This is a genomic window from Thalassolituus alkanivorans (assembly GCF_020447205.1).
GTDB lineage: Bacteria > Pseudomonadota > Gammaproteobacteria > Pseudomonadales > Oceanobacteraceae > Venatoribacter > Venatoribacter alkanivorans.
On record NZ_JAJAEL010000006.1, the window covers coordinates 185730 to 205650 of the forward strand.

The 19921-nt window shown below is 55.7% G+C and carries 18 protein-coding genes; 5 read left to right on the forward strand and 13 right to left on the reverse strand.

Annotation, left to right across the window (positions count from 1 at the left end):
• Nucleotides 1–254: 254 nt before the first annotated feature.
• Nucleotides 255–1694: a membrane-bound lytic murein transglycosylase MltF gene (mltF, locus tag LGT44_RS02775; RefSeq protein WP_230330479.1), complete on the forward strand. Its 1440-nt coding sequence runs from the start codon at nt 255–257 to the stop codon at nt 1692–1694.
• 39 nt (nt 1695–1733) lie between these two features.
• Here mltF and LGT44_RS02780 read toward each other — a convergent pair whose 3' ends face one another.
• Both LGT44_RS02780 and tadA read right to left on the reverse strand, forming a co-directional pair.
• On the reverse strand, nt 1734–2729 hold the full coding sequence (locus LGT44_RS02780; protein ID WP_230330478.1) for an alpha/beta fold hydrolase: 996 nt from the start codon (nt 2727–2729) through the stop codon (nt 1734–1736).
• Between the two features lie 109 nt (nt 2730–2838).
• Entirely contained in the window at nt 2839–3366 is a 528-nt protein-coding gene (tadA, locus tag LGT44_RS02785) for a tRNA adenosine(34) deaminase TadA (RefSeq protein ID WP_268866356.1), read from the reverse strand.
• A gap of 149 nt (nt 3367–3515) precedes the next feature.
• Between tadA and LGT44_RS02790 the strand changes: the two genes are divergently transcribed.
• Nucleotides 3516–3911, forward strand: coding sequence for an acyl-CoA thioesterase (locus tag LGT44_RS02790; protein ID WP_145465948.1), 396 nt, complete (start codon nt 3516–3518; stop codon nt 3909–3911).
• Nucleotides 3912–3955: 44 nt separating this feature from the next.
• Here the strand turns inward: LGT44_RS02790 and LGT44_RS02795 are convergent, their stop codons facing one another.
• From LGT44_RS02795 to LGT44_RS02815, 5 genes are all read right to left on the reverse strand, one after another.
• Nucleotides 3956–5791 carry a monovalent cation:proton antiporter-2 (CPA2) family protein gene (locus tag LGT44_RS02795; protein WP_145465949.1) on the reverse strand — a complete coding sequence of 612 codons (1836 nt, stop codon included), beginning with the start codon at nt 5789–5791 and terminating at the stop codon, nt 3956–3958.
• A complete protein-coding gene (locus LGT44_RS02800; protein WP_230330477.1) occupies nt 5784–6410 on the reverse strand; it encodes an NAD(P)H-dependent oxidoreductase in 627 nt (208 codons plus the stop codon). Before LGT44_RS02800 ends, LGT44_RS02795 begins: the two co-directional genes overlap by 8 nt.
• Before the next feature lies 1 nt (nt 6411).
• Nucleotides 6412–6771: a translation initiation factor Sui1 gene (locus LGT44_RS02805; protein ID WP_230330476.1), complete on the reverse strand. Its 360-nt coding sequence runs from the start codon at nt 6769–6771 to the stop codon at nt 6412–6414.
• Nucleotides 6772–6867: 96 nt separating this feature from the next.
• Nucleotides 6868–7566 carry a lysoplasmalogenase gene (locus tag LGT44_RS02810; protein ID WP_230330475.1) on the reverse strand — a complete coding sequence of 233 codons (699 nt, stop codon included), beginning with the start codon at nt 7564–7566 and terminating at the stop codon, nt 6868–6870.
• Entirely contained in the window at nt 7563–8252 is a 690-nt protein-coding gene (locus LGT44_RS02815; protein ID WP_230330474.1) for a sterol desaturase family protein, read from the reverse strand. The genes LGT44_RS02810 and LGT44_RS02815 overlap by 4 nt, the downstream gene beginning before the upstream one ends.
• A gap of 132 nt (nt 8253–8384) precedes the next feature.
• Here LGT44_RS02815 and LGT44_RS02820 point away from each other — a divergent pair, with 132 nt between their 5' ends.
• Nucleotides 8385–9296, forward strand: coding sequence for a LysR substrate-binding domain-containing protein (locus tag LGT44_RS02820; RefSeq protein ID WP_225693377.1), 912 nt, complete (start codon nt 8385–8387; stop codon nt 9294–9296).
• Nucleotides 9297–9372: 76 nt separating this feature from the next.
• Here LGT44_RS02820 and LGT44_RS02825 read toward each other — a convergent pair whose 3' ends face one another.
• The 3 genes from LGT44_RS02825 to LGT44_RS02835 all read right to left on the reverse strand — a co-directional run bounded on the left by LGT44_RS02825 (nt 9373) and on the right by LGT44_RS02835 (nt 12467).
• Nucleotides 9373–10995 (reverse strand): sensor histidine kinase, encoded by a 1623-nt coding sequence (locus LGT44_RS02825; protein WP_145465955.1) that lies wholly within the window; start codon nt 10993–10995, stop codon nt 9373–9375.
• Between the two features lie 61 nt (nt 10996–11056).
• Nucleotides 11057–11941, reverse strand: a complete 885-nt coding sequence (locus LGT44_RS02830; protein WP_230330473.1) for a bile acid:sodium symporter family protein — start codon at nt 11939–11941, stop codon at nt 11057–11059.
• 28 nt (nt 11942–11969) lie between these two features.
• Nucleotides 11970–12467 (reverse strand): Lrp/AsnC family transcriptional regulator, encoded by a 498-nt coding sequence (locus tag LGT44_RS02835; protein ID WP_225693373.1) that lies wholly within the window; start codon nt 12465–12467, stop codon nt 11970–11972.
• A 391-nt stretch (nt 12468–12858) separates the two neighbouring features.
• On the opposite strand from LGT44_RS02835, the gene leuA reads away from it, so the two are divergent.
• Together leuA and LGT44_RS02845 are read left to right on the forward strand one after the other, a co-directional pair.
• Complete coding sequence (leuA, locus tag LGT44_RS02840; RefSeq protein WP_230330472.1) at nt 12859–14544, forward strand: 2-isopropylmalate synthase; 1686 nt, start codon at nt 12859–12861, stop codon at nt 14542–14544.
• 139 nt (nt 14545–14683) lie between these two features.
• Nucleotides 14684–15088 (forward strand): cyclophilin-like fold protein, encoded by a 405-nt coding sequence (locus LGT44_RS02845; protein WP_145465958.1) that lies wholly within the window; start codon nt 14684–14686, stop codon nt 15086–15088.
• Nucleotides 15089–15202: 114 nt separating this feature from the next.
• On the opposite strand, the gene LGT44_RS02850 is transcribed toward LGT44_RS02845, so the two are convergent.
• From LGT44_RS02850 to LGT44_RS02860, 3 genes are all read right to left on the reverse strand, one after another.
• A complete protein-coding gene (locus LGT44_RS02850; RefSeq protein ID WP_145465959.1) occupies nt 15203–15688 on the reverse strand; it encodes an FKBP-type peptidyl-prolyl cis-trans isomerase in 486 nt (161 codons plus the stop codon).
• A 184-nt stretch (nt 15689–15872) separates the two neighbouring features.
• Nucleotides 15873–17108, reverse strand: coding sequence for a DUF4124 domain-containing protein (locus tag LGT44_RS02855; RefSeq protein WP_230330471.1), 1236 nt, complete (start codon nt 17106–17108; stop codon nt 15873–15875).
• A 59-nt stretch (nt 17109–17167) separates the two neighbouring features.
• Nucleotides 17168–19597, reverse strand: a complete 2430-nt coding sequence (locus LGT44_RS02860) for an ATP-dependent helicase (RefSeq protein ID WP_230333519.1) — start codon at nt 19595–19597, stop codon at nt 17168–17170.
• Nucleotides 19598–19921: the final 324 nt, after the last annotated feature.

The following is a 19921-nucleotide window of genomic DNA, read 5'->3' on the forward strand; positions in this document are numbered from 1 at the left end:
ACATATCAGCGGCCACGAAAAAGCGCTTATCGTTGCAAAATCAGCAACAGTGCGTTGCTGACCCACCCGGATTCCTGAGGCCTACAGAAAAAACAGAAGCGTTTCAACAGGTTAGGTCACTATAACGACACGAAATAGTCATCATTTTGCAAACATAGCCCGCCTTTCGGTTGTTTTTTAAGCGATCAGCACGCTACAATGACCCCAGATTTCAGAAAATGCACCATATTGGTGCGCATTTACGGAAAATTTGCATGCGATCTGGCATAACTCGTCTACTATCAACTACCGCGATGGCGGCCCTGTGCTTAACCGCACTGACCGGCAGCGTGCGTCCGAACAACCTGGAGCAGGTGCGGATGCATGGTGAGATTGTGATGGTAACGCGTAACAGCCCGACCAGCTTTTATGAAGACCGCAGTGGCCCGGCCGGCTACGAATTTGAACTGGCCCGCGCCTTTGCCGACCACCTTGGCGTTACCCTTAACGTTGTGGTGGCCGATAATCTGAATGACATTTTCAGCACCCTAGAGACAGGAAAGGCGGCCTTCGCGGCCGCCGGTCTCACTCATACCGCCGAGCGTGAACGCTGGTTCCGCTTCTCACAGCCTTATATGCAGGTTACCGAACAGGTTATCTACCGCCGTGGCGCCCTGCGCCCGCAGCAGATTAACGACCTGGCCAGTGGTCAGTTAGTGGTCGCTTCCGGTTCAAGCCACGCAGAACGCCTGCGCACTCTGCAGCACAGCCAGATTCCGGAACTCACCTGGAGTGAAACGCCCGATCTGGAAGTCGCCGATATGCTGCAGATGGTGGCCAGCGGCAATATCGATTTTACCGTGGTCGATTCCAACGAATTTGATGTGCTGCAGGCTTATTTCCCCAATCTGGCCATTGCCTTCGATTTAAGCGAACAGCAAAACATTGCCTGGGCTTTCAGCCACAGCCGTGATGACAGCCTGCATCAGGCCGCGAATGAATTTTTCGGCAATAAAGAAAATGCCGCACTGCTGGCCGGTCTTGAAGAACGCTACTACGGCCATCTGGATAAGCTCGACTATGTTGGCGCCAAGCGCTTCCTGCGTCAGACCAGCAATAAACTCGATACCTACAAGCCGCATTTTGAAAAAGCCGGTGCTGATCACGGTTTCGACTGGCGCCTGCTGGCTGCCGTCGGTTATCAGGAAAGCCACTGGAACCCAACCGCCAAGAGCTTTACTGGCGTACGTGGCCTGATGATGCTGACCCGTAACACCGCCCGCGAACTGGGTGTAAAAAACCGCCTCGATCCTAAGCAGAGTATTTTTGGCGGCAGCCGCTATCTGGCCAAACTGCGTGAGCGTCTGGGCAGCGATGTGCAGGAGCCAGACCGCACCTGGCTGGCACTGGCCGCTTATAACGTCGGTTTTGGTCACCTGACCGATGCGCGTAAAATTACCGAACAGATGGGCGGTAACCCGAATTTATGGCTGGACGTTAAAGAAGCCCTGCCACTGCTGAGCCAGAAACGTTACTACCGTCACACCCGCCACGGTTTTGCCCGTGGTCAGGAGCCGGTTGATTACGTACAGAATATCCGCCGTTATTACGACGTTCTTGTCTGGAATGAAGAGCAGAGCCCAACCTTCAGCGACGACGAAAATGCTATGCAGTTATCGTCATCACTGATCACCGTTATTCCTCCACTCCTATAGCAATAGTGAGTTTCGCGGATAAGTTTTTATCCGCTTTTTTTATTCCCCGTTCTGAGCCGTCTGCGACGGTTGCAGGAGTTGCTGCTGAGGCGGCAATTCCTGCAGGAATGTGCGCACCACCTGTGCACTGTCATCCGGCACTTCCAGCATCGGCGCATGGCCAACATTGGCAAAAATATGGCTCTGGCTGTGCGCCAGGTGCTGCTCAAACACGCCCACCGAACTGACATCCAGCACGCGGTCCTGCTCACCCCAGAGAATCAGTACCGGTTGCTGAATCTGCTGCAGTAAACGCAGGTTATCGTCACTGTGGCGTGCGGCTTCGGCCACCGCATGAATATCGGCAAAGATGTCGGTATTAATCGCATTGCGTGCCATCGCCCGGCGCGCCAGAACATCCGGCGCCGGCCACGGCAGGAACGGCTGCTGCACCATGGCAAAGTTACGCAGCGCATCGTAGTCGTCCATGTTTTCGACCACCAGCGGATTGCGCCCGCCGTTATCAATAATTTGCTGGAATTCACTCAGATGCGGTGGGTACACACCAGCGGCATCAATCAGCGTAATAGAAGCCACCTGCTGCGGATGCCCAGCGCTGTACAGCAGGGCAATGCCACCGCCCATGGAATTCCCCAGTACATGTACGGGCTGAGTGAGCCTGAGCGCGCCAACAAACTCCGCCAGCCAGCCGGCCTGAGCAGCGAAATCGTAGGTCAGCTGCGGGTTATAGGAGCTTTCACCATGGCCGGGTAAATCCGGCGCGATCACCCGGTAATCTTTAAAATGGCGGGCAAAACGCAGCCAGTTATCTTTATCGACGGCAAAGCCATGCAGCATCAGCAGCACCGGCGCATCGGCGGTTTCTGAATCGAGATACACCCAGTGATGACCCGCCACATCCAGCTCATGGCGGTTAAGCGCCGACATCGCGCGCTCGGCTTTCAGGCCGGTTTCAAAGAGGGTGTCCTGCATTTTAGCGCAGGCGAGTAATTGCAGTGACAACAGTGCCAGCAGCACAAGACGTAAAAAGTGCATAACGGTATTCCCGATGAGCGTTTTAATGATTTTGGGTTGTTGTCGTGAGTAGGAGTCGTTGGTCTTTTTTATTATTTTTGTTCTTACTTTTTATTATTTTTTGCCCGGACTATTTATCAGCCTCGTCTGCTGCCGGAGCTGCCGCCTGCTTCAGACGCTTTTTGGCTTCACGACGCATGGCAAAAAAGGATGACATCATAGCGGAGCATTGTTCAGCAAGCACCCCACCCTCAATTTCCATCACATGATTATAAAAAGGCTGTGCCGGTAACTGCAGCGCGCTTTCAACAGCACCGGCTTTCGGTTCGGTCGCACCATAAACCAGCCGTGCAATGCGGCTGTGAATTAATAAACCGGTACACATGGTACAGGGCTCCACGGTGACATACAGCGTAGCGCCCGGCAGGCGGTAATTACCGATATTTCTGGCGGCATCACGCACGGCAACCATCTCAGCATGAGCACTCGGATCAAGGCTGGTAATGGGCTGATTAAACCCACGCCCTACCACCTCGCCATTCAGCACCACCACCGCACCCACCGGCACTTCACCGGCATCGTAGGCGCGCTGCGCTTCGGCCAGCGCCAGCCGCATGCCCTGCTCGTCGTTAACAATCTGTATGGCTGAATCTGGCAAAGTGGCCTCGTATTATCTGACTGAAATCGTGAATGGATGGCTCAGGGCGCCGGGCATCTTGTACTCTTTGCCATTTTATACTCTTTGCCAGTACCGCTGACAGACTCAGCAGGTACAATCAGTGACCTACTAATAACAGGAATAATATTATGTGGACGCACCACCTGAGCCCGCGCTTTGTTGAAACCGATGCCCTGGGTCATATCAACAACACCGTTTTACCGGTCTGGTTTGAAGATGCCCGCACGCCGCTGTTCCGCCTGTTTACTCCGGATCTGGATATCAACAACTGGCATCTGATCATCGCCAAAATCGAAGTCGAATTTGTCGGTGAACTGTTTTACGGCAAAGATGTGGAGATCCGCACTTACCTCACCAAGCTGGGCAACAGCTCGATGGTGATTGCCCACGAAGCCTGGCAGGAAGGCCGTATGGGCGCCCGCGGCTCGGCGGTGATGGTGCATTTTGATCACGACGCCAAGCAGTCGGTGACGATTCCGGAGCCTATCCGTGCCCAGCTGAGCGAGCACTTACAGGCGCTGTAAGCGCCTGTTTTATCGCGTCATTCAGATACAGCCTGAGATACAGGCTAGTCCCGATCCCAGGCCTGATCACCACTTTCGGCATCGACCTTCTGGTCGTTTTTCAGTACCTGTTCCAGATCGACGGCATGCTGGCGCGCGCGGTTAATAAAGGCCGATTCATCGTCCAGCACTTCGCCCAGCGAGCGCACATTCAGCTCATCATGGTGGCGGAACAGTTCCGCCGCACGCTGCGCCTGATAAGCGCGGAAGCCAAGCGAACGCAGTGCTTCGCGCCCCAGCGCCAGCGCTGAGTTAAAGGTTTCACGCTCCACATGATCAGCCCCGGCACGCAGCAGTTCCGCCGCCTGACGACGACCTCGGGCACGGGCAATAATGCGCAGCTGCGGGTAATGGCGGCGCACCACTTCGACGATTTGCAGACAGCGTTCATGATCGTCGATGGCGACGACCAGCAGCTCGGCGTCGGCCAGTCCGGCGGCTTCGAGCAGATCGAGGCGCGCGGCATCACCGTAAAATACCTTATGGCCAAAACGGCGCACGGTATCGACCTGAGTCGCGTCGTGCTCCAGAACCGTAATGGCAAAGCCGTTCATACGCAGCAGACGGCCAACAATCTGGCCGAAACGGCCAAAGCCGACAACGATAGCCCGCGCCTCTTCCGATTCGATCTGATCGTGCGGGCGCGTGCTGTTATTGCCCGACAGCCGCGGCAGAATCAGGCGCTCGTTAAGGATAATCAGCAGCGGTGTCGCCGCCATGCTCAGCGCGACCACCAGCACCAGCGGCTCAATCATCGTCGCCGGTAAAATCTGGTTATTACCGGCAAAGGTGAACAGCACAAAGGCAAACTCGCCGCCCTGAGCGAGGGCAAAGGTAAAGATACCGTTGCTCTGCGCCGACAGACCAAACAGCCGCGCCAGCACAATCAGCACCAGCATTTTGATGATGATCAGCCCCAGCACCAGTTCCAGCACCAGCCAGGGGTTCGCCGCCAGCAAGGCGAAGTCGATGCTGGCACCAACGGAAATAAAGAACAGCGCCAGCAGCAGACCTTTGAAGGGCTCAATCTCCGCTTCCAGCTCGTGGCGGTATTCACTGTTGGCCAATACCACGCCGGCAACGAAGGTGCCCAGTGCCGGTGACAGGCCGACCAGCTCCATCAGCAGCGCAATGCCGACCACCAGCGCCAGTGCGGTGGCGGTAAAGGTTTCGCGCATACGGGTGTTGGCAATAATGCGGAACAGATGGCGGCTGACCCAGCGGCCAACAATCACAATGGAGGCCACCACCGCCAGTACCAGCAGGGTTTTCTGCCAGCCGGACAAACCGGTGTGCGAAGCCGCAGCCACCAGCGAGCTGTCCAGTGCCAGCAGCGGCAGAATGGCCAGCATCGGAATCACGGCAATATCCTGAAACAGCAGCACGGCAAAGGCCGATTGCCCGGCTTCGGTTTTCAGCAGTGATTTTTCATTCAGGGTCTGCAACACAATGGCGGTGGATGACATCGCCAGAATCATGCCCACCGCCAGACTCTGCTGCCAGGGAAAGCCCAGCTGCACACCGACCAGCAGAATCAGCACACTGGTGACCACCACCTGCAGGCCGCCGAGTCCTAAAATAGGCACGCGCATACGCCACAGCAGCGATGGGTCGAGTTCAAGACCGACCAGAAACAGCATCATTACCACGCCGAATTCGGCAAAGGCCATCACGCCTTCAACGTCGTTACCGATTAAACCCAGCGCAAAGGGGCCGATCACCGCACCGGCACAGAGATAACCCAGTACCGAACCAAGACCAAGCCGCTTGGCCAGCGGCACCGCCACCACCGCCGACAGCAGAAAAACAAAAGCCTGCTGCATTAAGCCACTGTCATGCATCGGCATTCTCCTGTGACGGGCGGTTGCTGAGGTCGCGCAGGTGCTGCAACAGCGCCGCACGGTATTCTTCGGCGCGTTCCTGCAGATAAGGTTTGGTCAGCTTGCGGATGCGGTACACAGCAAACGGCTCCAGATAACGCATATCACAGAGCGCGGCACTCTGCTCAAAGGGCAGCAGATAGTCGCTCAGCGGACGGCGGCTGATGCCTTCTTCGCGGAAGGAGTTCACCGGCCCACCGGCGGTAACCGCCAGCCACAGCGCCTTACCCGCCAGCGCCTGAGATTGCTGTTCCTGCTGCACGTTCTGGCCATAGGCAAAGCCAAAGTCGAACACCCGGTCCTGCCATTCTTTCAGCAAGGCCGGGGCGCTGTACCAGTACAGCGGAAACTGAAAAATAATCAGGTCGTGGGACAGCAGCAGCTCCTGCTCGCGTGCCACGTCGATATGAAAATCGGGATACTCTTCATACAGGTCATGCACGGTGACCTGCTCCAGCCCCTGCACGGCCGCCAGTAATTCGCGGTTGCCGTAGGAATGCTGATGCTGGGGATGGGCGTAAACGATCAGCGCACGCGGTGCTGTGGAATCTGTCTGAGCGCCAGCAGAAGTGGCCTGCATCTCAGCCACCTGCTTTCTTAACGGTGAAACCACGCTTACTCAGCTCGCTGACCAGCAGGTCACGCTGATCGCCCTGAATCTCAATCAGTCCGTCTTTTAATGCGCCGCCCACGCCGCATTTCTGCTTCAGTTCTTTCGCCAGCGTCTTCAGCTCGGCGCCCAGTAAAGGCACACCGCTAACAATGGTCACCACTTTGCCGCCACGGCCTTTGCTCTCGCGGCTGACGCGCACAATACCGTCTCCAGCGGGTACTTCGGGTTCGCCGCAACGGCACTGATCCTGAGGTTCGCGACACTCAGGACAGGCACGACCAAACTCGGTTGAATACACCAGACCACCGGAAGAAGATTTTTTTGCCATGGGAACACTCACACTGCTATGCGACAGAACTGGCCAATAATGACCGTAAAGAAGCGGCAAACTAAACCATCCACCGCCCTGACGCAATCACGGATTTCAGCTTGCCGGAGCGGATTCCGCCATGCTTTTCTGCCTGCCGGTTGCTGCTTTCAGCAGAGGTGAATCCGCCGCCAGCAACAGGCCATACCCCAGCAGTAACTGAGCGCTGATATAGATGCTGACAATCACCGGTATGGAGTGCTCAAACGGCAGCCAGAAGCGGTTTACGCCAATCAGGCTGTCGGCCAGCATAAAGAGCACACCGCCGGCGGCAATCCAGCGGTTGCCGCTGCGTAACGCCAGTACCGCCATACCCCATAAACACAGCACATAGATCAGCACCGGCCACCACAGCGCGCCGGTATTGGGGTAAAACTGCCACAGCAGAAAGGCCGCAAACAACGCCGGCAAGCCGGCCCGCAGCGCATCCCCACGGCGGCTCTGCCGCAGTGGCCACAGCAGCGCGATATAACTCAGCTGCGCCAGCAAAAACGCGGCCAGCGCCTGCTTTAAATACAGGCTGCGGTCGAAGTCGAGAAACACATCCCCCGCGGCTGAGGTCAGCATCGCCAGCGCGTACAGCCAGGCTGCCCGTAAACTGATTTCAGCGTTCCTGTACTGCAGCCAGGCAACAACCGCCAGCAGCAATACCGGGCTGGCTTTCAGGACATAGCTGAGCGGATAGGGATGCAGCGGCCACAGCAGGATATAGAGCGCGCCGAGAATCACGGCCAGGCCAAACAGTGTCTGTTTCATCGGTTTTTCTCCCCGGATGTCGCCCGATTGCCCGGTGCGCGCCAGTACAGTGTGCCCAGCAGCCAGTCGAATAACGGCAGGGTGATATTGAAATTGCACTGCGCCATACGCTCGCGTTCATGGTGTAACTGGTGCAGATGCCGCAAGCGCCACCAGATCGGCGTGCGCTCAACAAAGCTGCCTGCCGGCAGGTGGTAACTGAAGTGCATCACCTCATAAAACAGATAACCACACAGCGCCGCAGCGGCATAAATCCAGCCGGCGTTATCCGACCACAGCCATTGCAGCAGCAAGGTACCGGGAATAATCAGAAATACTAAAAACACATAAATCAGCCAGGCCGGAAACAGCACCACACGCCAGTCGCGCACGCTTTCAAAGGGCATTGCCGATTCAATAAAAAAGCTGTGGTGGTCGCCGGTATGGCGCGAATAAAACAGCCGGCCAATACGGGTTTTACGGTGCCCGAGCCAGCGATGGGTGGCGTATTCGCCGAAATTCACCAGCATCATGGTCAGCGGCAATACCAGCCATTCGGTAACACTGCCCTGCGCCACCTGACTGAAGCTGTACAGGATCACCCCCAGCCCGGTTGCCGCGACCACCAGCGCATGCAGGCCACCGGAATAAAAGCGCGCAATGGAGGCACGGTAACGGGCGCGGAAGGCCAGATGATCAAAGGCCATAAGCATCTCCTGTCGTTATTACAGTTGTTATTATTTTTAAGTTGTCTCCACTCTATCGCCGGCGGCTAAATAAAGGCCAATCAATAATTAAAAAATGTATTATCACCATTATGAATAATGTGTGAGAAAGCCATGAGCCTGCGTTCCCTCGATCTGAACCTGCTGCCGCTGTTTGCCGCCTTAATGGAAGAACAGCACCTGACCCGTGCCGCCACACGTCTGCATCTCAGTCAGCCGGCGGTCAGTAACGCCCTGAAACGTCTGCGCCTGCAGCTGGGTGATGATCTGTTTGTGCGCACCGCCAGCGGCCTGAAACCGACCCCGCGGGCACTGCAGCTGTACGCCAAAGTCCGTGACGGGCTGGAACTGATTGAACAGGGCTGGGCCGATCAGCAAAGCTTCGATGCCGCCACCAGCCGCCGCCATTTCCGTCTGTGTGCCAATGGCGCAGTGGAATATCTGGCTGCGCCCTGGCTGATGCAGCAGCTGCGCCAGCGCGCGCCGGGTGTCGCCCTGCAGATAGAAACCGACCAAAGCCCGGATATTGTGCAGCGTCTGCAGGATGGCCGCCTCGACCTGGCCATCGATTATGTCGACCAGCCGCAACCGGGGCTGTGCCATGCTCCGCTGCTGCAGGAATCGTTGGTGGTGATTGCCGCGCGTAACCATCCGCAGTTCCGCTCCGATCTCAGCTACGACGAGTTTATCCGCCTGCAACATGTCAGCCTGTCGCCACGTAACCGTCAGGGCACACCGATTGAGCAGTTGCTGGGACATAAAGACCTGCCACGTCAGGTGCAGCTCTGGGTCAGCAGTTTTGTATCGATTCCGCCGGTAGTCGCCAGTACCGACCTGATTGCCGTGGTACCGCAACAGCTGGTCAGCCACAGTCTCTGGCAGCAGTTACTGCAGACCGCGCCCCTGCCCTTTGCCTGCCCACCGGTTGAACTGCAGCTGATCTGGCATCAGAGCCGTGAGCGCGATCAGGCACACCGCTGGTTACGGGAATTATTGAAGGAATTGGTGAATCTGACGGGAGCATAAAGCCCCGCAAAGAAAGAACGGGAGGATATTCAGAGCCTGCTCAGTGCCTGTTAACAGGCACTGGCGACAGGCTCTGTCAGCTGCGTGGAAAACGCAGGGTAACCACGGTGCCCTTACCCGGAGAGCTGTCGATCAGCAGCTCACCGCCATGATTGACCATCACGTTGTACGCCACGGTCAGGCCAAGGCCGGTACCCTGACCAATTTCCTTGCGGGTAAAGAAGGGATTAACGGCACAGCTCAGATCTTCTTCGCTCATACCGGTGCCGGAATCTTTGACCATGACCGCTACCCAGTCATCCTGCAGATCGCCGGCAATTTCAATGGTGCCGCCATCGGGCATCGCATCGGCGGCGTTGTGCAGAATATTGTTAAACACCAGCCGTACCTGTTCCGGGATGCACGACACCTGCGGCAATTGCTGCAAATAGCTGTAAACCCGTAAATCGTTACGCGCACTGATGTTCTGCTCGGCCAGCGCCTGCTGCATCAGCTCATCCAGTGCGGTGATTTCTTTATGCTGATGCTCGGTATCGGCAAAGGTACGCAGCTCGCTGACAATATTACGTACGCGCTCCAGACTCTGCTTGGAAGTACGCACCAGATCCGGGGCGTCGTCGCGCACAAAATCCAGATCAATGGCGGTACGCATCTGCACCAGTGCCTGTGTCAGGGCTTTATCGGCAATACCATGTTCGGCGGCCTGATACTGATCGGCCAGGCCAATCAGCTCGGTCAGATACTCACTCAGCGTCGCGATATTGGAATACACCACCGCGATGGGATTGTTGATTTCATGGGCCATACCCGCCGCCAGATGACCCAGCGACGCCATACGCTGCGCCTGCAGTAACAGATCCTGCGTGCGCTGTAATTCGTTCAGGCTGCTCTGCAGCTGGCTGTTGCTGTCATGCAATGCCTGAGTGCGGGCTTTTACCTTTTCTTCAAGTTGTTCATTCAGCTGACGGATACGGTTTTCGGCCTGCTGGCGCTGGCTGATTTCGCCTTCCATTGCGCGTAAAACATCGTTCATCTTGTGCGCCAGATCGTCCAGTTCACTGTTGCGCAGCGAGCCTTCCACCACCAGCGGTGCGGTTATTGGCTGACGCGGGTCAATGGCCATCAGGCGTTCCATCAGACGTTTCAGCGGGCTGGTCAGACGCGCACGGAACACCAGAATCAGCACCACCGCCAGCGTGATATTGCGCAGCACATCCAGCAATAACGTAATACCGGCGCGGCGTTCAAAGCCCTGGCGGGTCAGACGCTCATCCGACCAGACCGTCAGATGGCCAATCACCCGTGGATTCTTGGAATAGATCGCCGGTTCCAGCAGTTCGACATCGTGGGCACGGTAATAAAAGGAATTAGCGGTATCGCTCAGCTCGCGTTTGCTCAGACCGGCACGTTTCTCGAAGCCGGTCTCGTTTTCCACAATCACGCTGGCCACCACCGCCGGGTTCATCAGCAGACTGTCGAGAATACTCTGCATCGAACTGCCATCGTAGTTATAGAGTGTCAGCGCCGCCGGGCCACTCTGTCGCTCCAGCAGTTGCGCAGTAAGCTCATGATAACGGCGACTCTCGGCGGTATAGTCAAAACCAATCTGCGCGGCACTGAACAGCACCCCCAGAAAAATACTGAAGCTCAGCACATAAAAGGTCAGCTTACTTTCTATCGATGACAGACGACTGGTCAAAGTTGGCCCCTGTTGGTTGGCAACGCAGCGGTCCGGCTGCGATGGAGATAGGCTCTGATCATTATAGCGAAGATCCTCCTGCCGGCATGACAACACTGGCCGGTTGACGCAAAACCCGGCGCCCAATCAGCAGCAGTGCCGGTATATTCATCAGGATGCCATAAAACAACGCCACCAGCGCCAGGTCCGGCCGCTGCAGGATGGTCGCACTGATCAGCATGGCGGTGCCAGCATTCTGGATACCCACTTCGATCATCAGCGTCAGCGTATGCCGCTCGCTCAGGCGCAGTAAACGACTGATCAAAGCGGTCGCCGCCATCGCCAGCACACACAGCCCCAGACACACCAGTGTCGCCTGCGACCATAATTGCGGCAGGCGCTCGCTGTTGGCCACGGCCATGGCGATCACCAGAATAATAAACAGCAACAATGACAAACGATTAAACCAGGGTAACGCCCGTAATACCGGCTGCGGATAACGCGCCGCCAGCACCATTCCCAGCAACAGCGGTACTACCGTCACCAGTAATAAAGGCATTAATGTCGGCAGCCAGGGCAGATACAGTTCAAGCTGATCGAGGCTCAGCCAGTGCAGCTGGGTATTCACCCACAGCGGTAACGTCAAAGGTGCCAGCAAGGTAATAAGAGCCGTCAGGGTGACCGACAGCGACGCATCGCCACCACTTAAATGGCTGATAATATTTGAGGTGGCACCACCGGGACAGGCCACCAGAATAATCAGGCCGATGGCCAGCGTGGCTGGCAGAGAGAGCATCATAACCAGCATCAGCGCCAGCGCCGGTAACAATAATAATTGCAGCGCCAGACCAAGCAGAATCAGCTTCGGCTCACGCGCCACCGCGATAAAGTGCACCGGGCGCAGGCTCAGCCCCATCACCAGCATCATCATGGCCAGAGCCAGTGGTAAAGCAACCTGGGTTAACACATCGTCTCCTTACAGAAAAATCATCCCATCAGCGCGTTGCTAATGGCAGCGCCGTGCGGTCGATGACTTTACGCATTACAAAGCTGGAATGCACTCCGCTGACGCCTTCAATACGGGTCAGGGTGCCAAGCAGAAACTGCTGGTAGGCATTCATATCGCGCACGATCACTTTTAATACATAGTCGGCCGACTGGCCGGTAATCAGGTAGCACTCCAGCACTTCCGGACAGGCCGCGACCTGCGATTCGAAGTTATCAAAACGCTCCGGCGTATGGCGATCCATGCTGATCGAAATCAGCGCCAGCAGATCCAGCCCCAGACGCCGGGCATCCAGATGGGCGCGGTAGCCCTGAATCATACCGCTTTCTTCCAGCGCTTTTACCCGGCGCGAGCAGGGCGAGGGCGACAGGCCGACTTTATCGGCCAGCTCCAGATTGCTGAGACTGCCATCCTGCTGCAGTAATTCGAGAATGCGCTGGTCAATACGATCCAGCCGGGCCATACCATCGGGCATATCTGAGTTCATAAAACGACCTTCTGTTGAGCTGATACAAGTCGTTGCCGGTCAGGGCAATCCGTGCCACGAAAAGACATTGGCACAAATCGCCAAAGACAATAAACATCGCGCAATATTGTATCAAAATTAAGGGTTATCAATAGCAACTTTGCAATCATAAACGCCAGCATGCCGCATATACTGTGCACATACTGTTAACCAGATCTCTTCCTTACCGGAAGGCATCTGAACGCGCTGTTCACAAGACACCGCGTCCGCCCAGCCACCAAAAGTGGCCAGGGCCAGAGAGGACTCACAAGGTCTGAGCAAAGACAGTCAGAAAGGAAACACGAACAAGCTCAAAAGGCTTAAAACACGCAATCAATGACCAGTTTTTATAAAATCTGAGCAAGGACCGGATATGAATACCCCGACCACCGCCCGCTTTAACCATCGTAAGTACCGCCCTGCAACCGTTATCGCCAAAACCGATCGCCGCTGGCCGGACCAGACTCTGACCACCGCGCCGCTGTGGTGTTCAGTTGATCTGCGTGATGGTAACCAGGCGCTGATCGAGCCCATGTCCGTTGCGCAGAAACAGCAGATGTGGGCGTTGTTGATCAACATGGGCTTCAAAGAGATTGAAGTCGGTTTTCCTGCCGCCTCACAGCCGGATTTCGACTTTGTACGCTGGCTGATCGAAGCCAACCAGATTCCGGAAGACGTTACCATTCAGGTATTGGTGCAGGCGCGTGATGAATTAATCGAACGCACCTACGAAGCCCTTGCCGGCGTACGCCGCGCGGTGGTGCATGTGTATAACTCCACCTCACCGGTACAGCGTCAGCGTGTCTTTAATCTCGACAAACAGGGCATTATCGACATCGCCGTGAACGGTGCGCGTAAAGTTGCCAGCGAAGCCAAACGCCATCCGCAGACCGAGTGGGTATTCCAGTATTCACCGGAAAGCTTCTCAACCACCGAAGTCGATTTTGCTGTTGAGATCTGCAACGCCGTGATCGATGTATGGCAACCGACTGCAGAGAAAAAAGCCATCATCAATTTACCGGCCACCGTCGAAAGCAGCATGCCCAACGTATTTGCCGACCAGATTGAATGGTTCTGCGACCATGTGAACAAGCGCGACAGCCTGATCATCAGCATTCATACCCACAATGACCGTGGTTGTGGAGTAGCCGCCGCCGAGCTGGCGATGCTCGCCGGTGCCGACCGTATCGAAGGCACCCTGCTCGGCAATGGCGAGCGCACCGGTAATATGGACATCGTGACCATGGCCATGAACCTGTACAGCCAGGGCGTTGATCCTGAGCTGGATATCAGCATGGCCGATGACATCATCGCCACCGTAGAAGCCTGTACCAACATCAAGACTCATCCGCGCCATCCGTGGCTCGGCGAGCTGGTGTATACCGCCTTCTCCGGCAGCCATCAGGATGCCATCCGCAAGTGTCTGAGCAAGCAACAGGACGACGAGCCATGGGATGTGGCTTATCTGCCAATCGACCCGCGCGACCTTGGCCGCAATTACCAGTCGGTGATCCGCGTCAACAGCCAGTCGGGTAAAGGCGGTGCTGCTTATCTGCTCGAACAGCAGATCGGCGCCACATTGCCACGCTGGATGCAGATCGAACTGGCGCAGCCGATTCAGCGCCGCGCCGAAATGCAGGAAGGCGAACTCAGCCCGGAGCAGATTCTGAGCGTATTCCGCACAGAGTTTATGAACAGCGATGGTCGCTACTCGCTGGCCGGTTACCAGATCGACAAACAGGGCAGCCAGTATCATGTGCAGGCGTCTATTAATGACGGCAGCCAATTAATGCTGATTCATGGTCATGGCAACGGTGCCATCAGCGCCTTTGCTGACGCCATGCACAAAGCCACCGGCGTGGACGTGCAGATTGTCCAGTTTGACGAGCAGGCCATCAGTGAAGGTTCCGATGCCACCGCCATGGCCTTTGTGCAGGCCAGCATCCGCGGCAGCCGCTATACCGCGGTCGCTCAGGATGGTGACACCCTCTCGGCCAGCCTTAATGCCATCCTGTTTACTATTAACAAGGCAATCATTGACAGCCGGGCCGTCGCCTGAGAACCAAGAAAAGCAGCGCGGCAAAAAAACCGCTCTGCTAGTCTGAAGGTAATCCAATGCAACGGAACTGCACCGCCGGCACGATGCCGGCGGATGCATTTATGCCGTTGTCTTTACTGACACGACGGGGGAATTTCTTATGACGTTACTGGCTATGCGTTTTGAAAACCACGAAATCCGTATTGCACTGCGCCGCACCCCAACTGCTCAGGCCATTCTTAAGGCGGTGCCTTTTACCGCCACGGTACAAACCTGGGGGCAGGAAGTTATTTTCGACTGCCCGGTACGGGTAAGCTATGAAGATAATGCGGTGAATATCGTGCAACCCGGCGATATTGCCTTCTGGGCCGATGGCAGCAGCATTGTCATTGGTTTCGGGCCAACACCTATTTCTCGCCACGGTGAAATCCGCCTGTCCAATGCCTGTAATATCTGGGGCGATGCCCTTGATGAAGTCAGCGCACTGGCCGATGTAAAAGCCGGTACCGTCGTTGAAGTGGATATTGCCGAACCACTGGATCTGAAAAAAGCCAGCGGACAATAACCAGCCGTTATTTTTTAAGCAGAAATAAATATCCGCAAAAATAAATTAAAAATGCATAAAAAAAGCCGGCGATAAGCCGGCTTTTTATTAAGTATTTTACCCTTGGGCAAATACTCAGTGGTGATGACCGCCTTCACCGTGAACATGGCCATGAGCCAGTTCTTCTTCGCTGGCGTCACGGATAGATTCAACTTTAACGCTGAAGCTCAGAGACTTACCGGCCAGAGGGTGGTTGGCATCAACAGTAACGATGGCTTCATCAACTTCGGTCACGATCAGGTTGATCGGGCCGTGTTCAGTCTGAGCGGTAAAGGCCATACCAGGCTCAACTTTTTCGACGCCTTCGAACGCTTCCATTGGTACCTGCTGTACGCGCTCTTCGCTGTACTCGCCGTACGCATCGGCAGGAGCAACAGTGACTTCAAATTCATCACCAACCTGCTTGCCTTCCAGAGCCTGTTCCAGACCCGGAATAATATTCTGTGCGCCATGCAGGTAAGTCATTGGCTGACCACCTTCAGATGAATCGATAACTTCGCCGCTGGCAACATCAACAACTTTGTAGTGAATGGTTACGATTTTGTGTTGTGCAATGGTCATAAGGTGTTGTCCTTGTTGGGCCCGGCATCACCGGACTGAAATATAACCGCCCTGTCTGAACAAGGCGTTGTGGCGTTACGCAAAGGCGACCCGGATAAACCTGTACGACCGATCTCTACGAAAGCGCTCAGTATAACAACTGGCTATCTGAGTACCACCCCCTGCCGCGCACCCAATCCTGTCATCAGTAATAGTGCGTGGTGAAATGCCCGTCCTGTAACCAGCGGGCGTAGCGCCCGTTTACCGCCGCCAGCCCGCCGGGGTAGGCCTGATTAAAGAATTGTGACGGTATAAAAGGTGCACAGGGATGCTGCGCATAATGGCCCAGAGTCTGCCGCAACCAGCGCTTACCATCGTCATGGTCAATCAGAAAAAACACCATCGCTGCCGCACGGGCGTAATTCTCATCCTGCGCCATGCCGTTAAACTCAGCATGGCTGCGTCCGGCCAGCTCGCTGAAACCGGTCAGTCCCTGGGCGCTCAGCCGGTTAAAACCTGCGGCATCGGCTTTTATCTGGCCGGCATTCATCTGCCACTGCAGACCTTCAAGATATTGTGCCATCCCTTCGCTGAGCCAGATCGGTGTCGTGCCCAGCATGCCGGTCATCATCGCGTGGGTCATTTCATGGCGGGCAATACGCAGCGTCCATTCGTCACGCTGCTGGCGGGCAAGATATGCCTGATTATGGCCGCCACTGTAATACGCCATCCAGCCACTGTTTGCCCCCTGCTGCTGGCGGAATTCATCAAAGGCGCTCTGACTGGCAAACAGCACCAGATTCAGGTTGATCTGACGCCAGGCTTTCTGCGGAATAAAGCGCGTTAATACGCGGTAGAGTAAATCGGCTTCACGCCGCAGCTGAAATTCGAGCTGGGCGTCACCGGCCCAGCCCGGGTATTCCATCACCAGACGCACACCCTGAGTCGCCGCGGCGTATTTTTTACTGAGGTCTTCCGCCCCACTCTGCTGCGGCCGGTCGCCGAAGTGCACCTTGCCTTCGCTATCGGTCCAGCGATAGACCGCACCGCGTTCAACATCACGGATATCCTGTGTCGGTGGACGCACACATTCCGCGCCACCATGATTGCGGTAACCGCCGGGCATGCTGTCCGCCAGACTTTTAGCCGGCACTGCGCTGGATGAGGAAGCCGCAGGGGCAGTATCAGACCAAGACTCATAACGGCCCGGAGCGCGCTCAGAAGCGACACCCGGCCGCGTCGTCGCAGAAGCCGTTGTATGTGCATTGAATAATTGCGGTAACAGCCAGCCGTTGGGCTTAATGTCCAGTGGCAGCGGACTTAAGCTCAGCCAGTGCTGACGCTGCTCAGGCGTGCTGTTCAGCCAGAACAGTTCCAGCGCCAGCGCTGCTATAAAGGTAACAAACAGCGTGGTCAGCATAATGCGCAGCAATGACTTCATGTCTCTTTTCTCCTGCAGCTTGTCGGCCTGTTTCAAGGGCTATAAACAGATCAGGCCGGTTATTCATTTTCCATAAAAGCACTGGCAGTTTTTTTATCCAGCGTACGCGCCTGAGCTTCGCCATCGAAACGGATTTTAATATAACGCTCATCTTCCGCCAGCACGACCCCAGCCCCGAGTGTGTCATGGCGGATACGGCGCTGTTCTTCTGCGGCCGAATATTTACGTTCGATAATATAATCCGCCGGCGCTTTGGGATAACCCGGTGCCGCCCGCCGCGGTGTACGTTCTGCCGATGCAGACGCAGAAGTATCCAGGGTAAACTTCAGGTTAATATCCAGCTGGCGGCAATAATCCTGCAACCAGGATGCCGGGCTGCCATGGGGTATTTTTAAGGCAACAGAGTCCGATTTCGTTTCAATAGCGCGGGCAATATCAACGCTGCGTTCAACCATCAGCTCCTGCTGAAAGCGGCTGCTCCAGTCGCGGGCGGAAGTTTGCCCGCCACCACGTTTCTGATCTTTAAACGGATCTGGCGCAATTAAATGCAGTTGCTGTTTGGCGCGGGTCATCGCCACATAAAGCAAACGCCGCTCACTTTCTTCGCTGGCTGGCGTAGTGAATTCACCTTCGGGGGTATAAGGATAATAGTGGGCATTTAAACCGGGAATAATCACCACCGGCCACTCCAGACCTTTGCTCTTATGTATCGAGGTTAAATGCACACCGCCTTTTTTCTCACGGCTTTGCTGCAGACGCTGCGCCTTTAATTGCTGCAGATAATCCAGCGCGTTGCGGCTGTTCTGTTCCGACTCACGCATAAAATGCACAAAGGCCTTAATCGTTTGCAGCCGGTCTTCAATCTGCTGCGCCGAGAAAGCACTGTCGGCTATGCCGTCTTCCAGACCCGACTGATCAATATACTGCTGTAATAACCGGTACGCTGGCATCGCCACATGCTCAGCACTGGCCAGTACTTCGGCCCGGGCATCCAGCTGCTGGCGCTGCCATTTACTCATATCCTCCGGCACCGCCGCCTGCAGCGCCTCACCAAAGTCGGCATCGGCCTGCGCCATGGTGCGGGCAATCTGCTCCAGTGTTGAGCGTTTAATCTTCGGGTATGGCGTGGTCAGTAACTGCAGCCAGGCATCGGTACGTTGTTCTGTATTACGCGCAGCAAAACGCCCGGCCGATATTTCCAGTAATATCCAGAAAATCTGCAGTTCCCAGCGATCCAGTACCGACTGTGAATTATGCAGCTGATAAGGAATACCGGCCTGCAGAAGCCCCAGCTCAATCGGCGCACATAGCGCCCATAAGCGGTTAATAACGGCGATATTTTCCAGCGGCTGCTTTTCTGCCTCGCTTTTAATCAGGGTTAAAATCAGCGCTGGTTCATAACGGGCAAAATGCAGTCTGGCTTTCGTCTGCGGCGTGGACGGATGCGACAGGCACAGCACCGGCTCACGCTCTTTATTATGGGTAATCAGATGATTGGCCAGCAGCGACAGCGCATGGCCATAGCGAAAGGTGTGCGGCAATTGGTAAGTACTGACCTGCTGCATCTGCTGATCAAATTTCTGAACAATAAATTCCGGCTTTGATCCACGGAATTCATAAATCGTCTGATCCGGATCACCGATTACCATTACAGAACCGCGACCACCGTACAGCACTTCCAGCAGATGCTGCTGAATGGCATTAATATCCTGATACTCATCGACCAGAATCCACTGCATATGGCCGCCAAACTTTGCGGCGATTTCCGGCTGATAAATAAAGGCCATTACCGGATCGTAAAGCATATCGGCATAACTGATGCGCCGTTGCTGACGGCGCCAGTCTTCAAACAGATCAAACAGGTCGATAAAAATTTTGCAGTTGTCGGGCAGTTCCAGCGCGGCAAACACCTCAGCCGGCGGCTGCAGACCGGATTTCACCAGATCAATAAAGGCCAGTGCCGGTTCGACCCATTTTTTCCGCTGCGACAGAATTTCCTGACGGGTATCGTCATCCGCCAGCTGCTGCAATAAACGCCAGACAATGGGCTCCATTTCGCCATCGGATAACGGCTTGCCCTGAAACGGCGGCAAGACACCCTGAGCAATTAAGCGCTGATAAATACGCAGCCCCAACGAATGAAAGGTACGAACCTCGGGCAACGCCTGACGAGGCAATAAGCGACCTAATTTGGCCTCAAAATCCTCCCGCGCAGCGCGGTTATACATCAGCACCAGCAGACGCCGTGGGCTTACGCCCTCGCTCAGACGGGCAGCAATAAAGTGCGTCAGCGTCGTGGTTTTACCGGCACCCGCCACCGCCACCACCTTGGCATGACCCTGCTGATGCGCAATCACCTGTGCCTGCTGCGGTGTCAGCTGCGCCTGCTGCGGTGCCCGGCTTACCTGCGCCGCTTGCTGTTCCTGTGCAGAAGACACAGCAAGCGCATGGCCGGGGGGCGTATTGGGAGGTAAGTTACTGTTGGTCAAAGCGGGCACGGGCCTCTGGAGTTCAGTCGCCGGATTCTAACAGATTGGCGACACAGATTGATGCAGAGAGTGCCGCTCTTCGGCCAGACACGGTTCTCTTGCAACGGAACCTATCCATAATCCGGATAAAGAAACGCAGAACCGGCATACCTGCAAGCACCCCGCAGGTTCAATCCAGCCCAGCCTCTCCTCCCACGCATTGACTACCCACTCAACAATAGACAATATGGGCAGCGATAAACACGCCTGATAATGGTGTAAAAGGGGCGACTAACTGTTTGTGCGGCGAAACCGGCCCGGCATTAAATGACCAACTGTCAGAGG

Bases quoted from the DNA above. Each gene is read 5' to 3' on its own strand.
- mltF (WP_230330479.1), top strand. From the start codon at position 255: ATGCGATCTGGCATAACTCGTCTACTATCAACTACCGCGATGGCGGCC.
- LGT44_RS02780 (WP_230330478.1), bottom strand. From the start codon at position 2,729: ATGCACTTTTTACGTCTTGTGCTGCTGGCACTGTTGTCACTGCAATTA.
- LGT44_RS02790 (WP_145465948.1), top strand. From the start codon at position 3,516: ATGTGGACGCACCACCTGAGCCCGCGCTTTGTTGAAACCGATGCCCTG.
- LGT44_RS02795 (WP_145465949.1), bottom strand. From the start codon at position 5,791: ATGCATGACAGTGGCTTAATGCAGCAGGCTTTTGTTTTTCTGCTGTCG.
- LGT44_RS02800 (WP_230330477.1), bottom strand. From the start codon at position 6,410: ATGCAGGCCACTTCTGCTGGCGCTCAGACAGATTCCACAGCACCGCGT.
- LGT44_RS02805 (WP_230330476.1), bottom strand. From the start codon at position 6,771: ATGGCAAAAAAATCTTCTTCCGGTGGTCTGGTGTATTCAACCGAGTTT.
- LGT44_RS02810 (WP_230330475.1), bottom strand. From the start codon at position 7,566: ATGAAACAGACACTGTTTGGCCTGGCCGTGATTCTCGGCGCGCTCTAT.
- LGT44_RS02815 (WP_230330474.1), bottom strand. From the start codon at position 8,252: ATGGCCTTTGATCATCTGGCCTTCCGCGCCCGTTACCGTGCCTCCATT.
- LGT44_RS02820 (WP_225693377.1), top strand. From the start codon at position 8,385: ATGAGCCTGCGTTCCCTCGATCTGAACCTGCTGCCGCTGTTTGCCGCC.
- LGT44_RS02835 (WP_225693373.1), bottom strand. From the start codon at position 12,467: ATGAACTCAGATATGCCCGATGGTATGGCCCGGCTGGATCGTATTGAC.
- leuA (WP_230330472.1), top strand. From the start codon at position 12,859: ATGAATACCCCGACCACCGCCCGCTTTAACCATCGTAAGTACCGCCCT.
- LGT44_RS02845 (WP_145465958.1), top strand. From the start codon at position 14,684: ATGACGTTACTGGCTATGCGTTTTGAAAACCACGAAATCCGTATTGCA.
- LGT44_RS02850 (WP_145465959.1), bottom strand. From the start codon at position 15,688: ATGACCATTGCACAACACAAAATCGTAACCATTCACTACAAAGTTGTT.
- LGT44_RS02855 (WP_230330471.1), bottom strand. From the start codon at position 17,108: ATGAAGTCATTGCTGCGCATTATGCTGACCACGCTGTTTGTTACCTTT.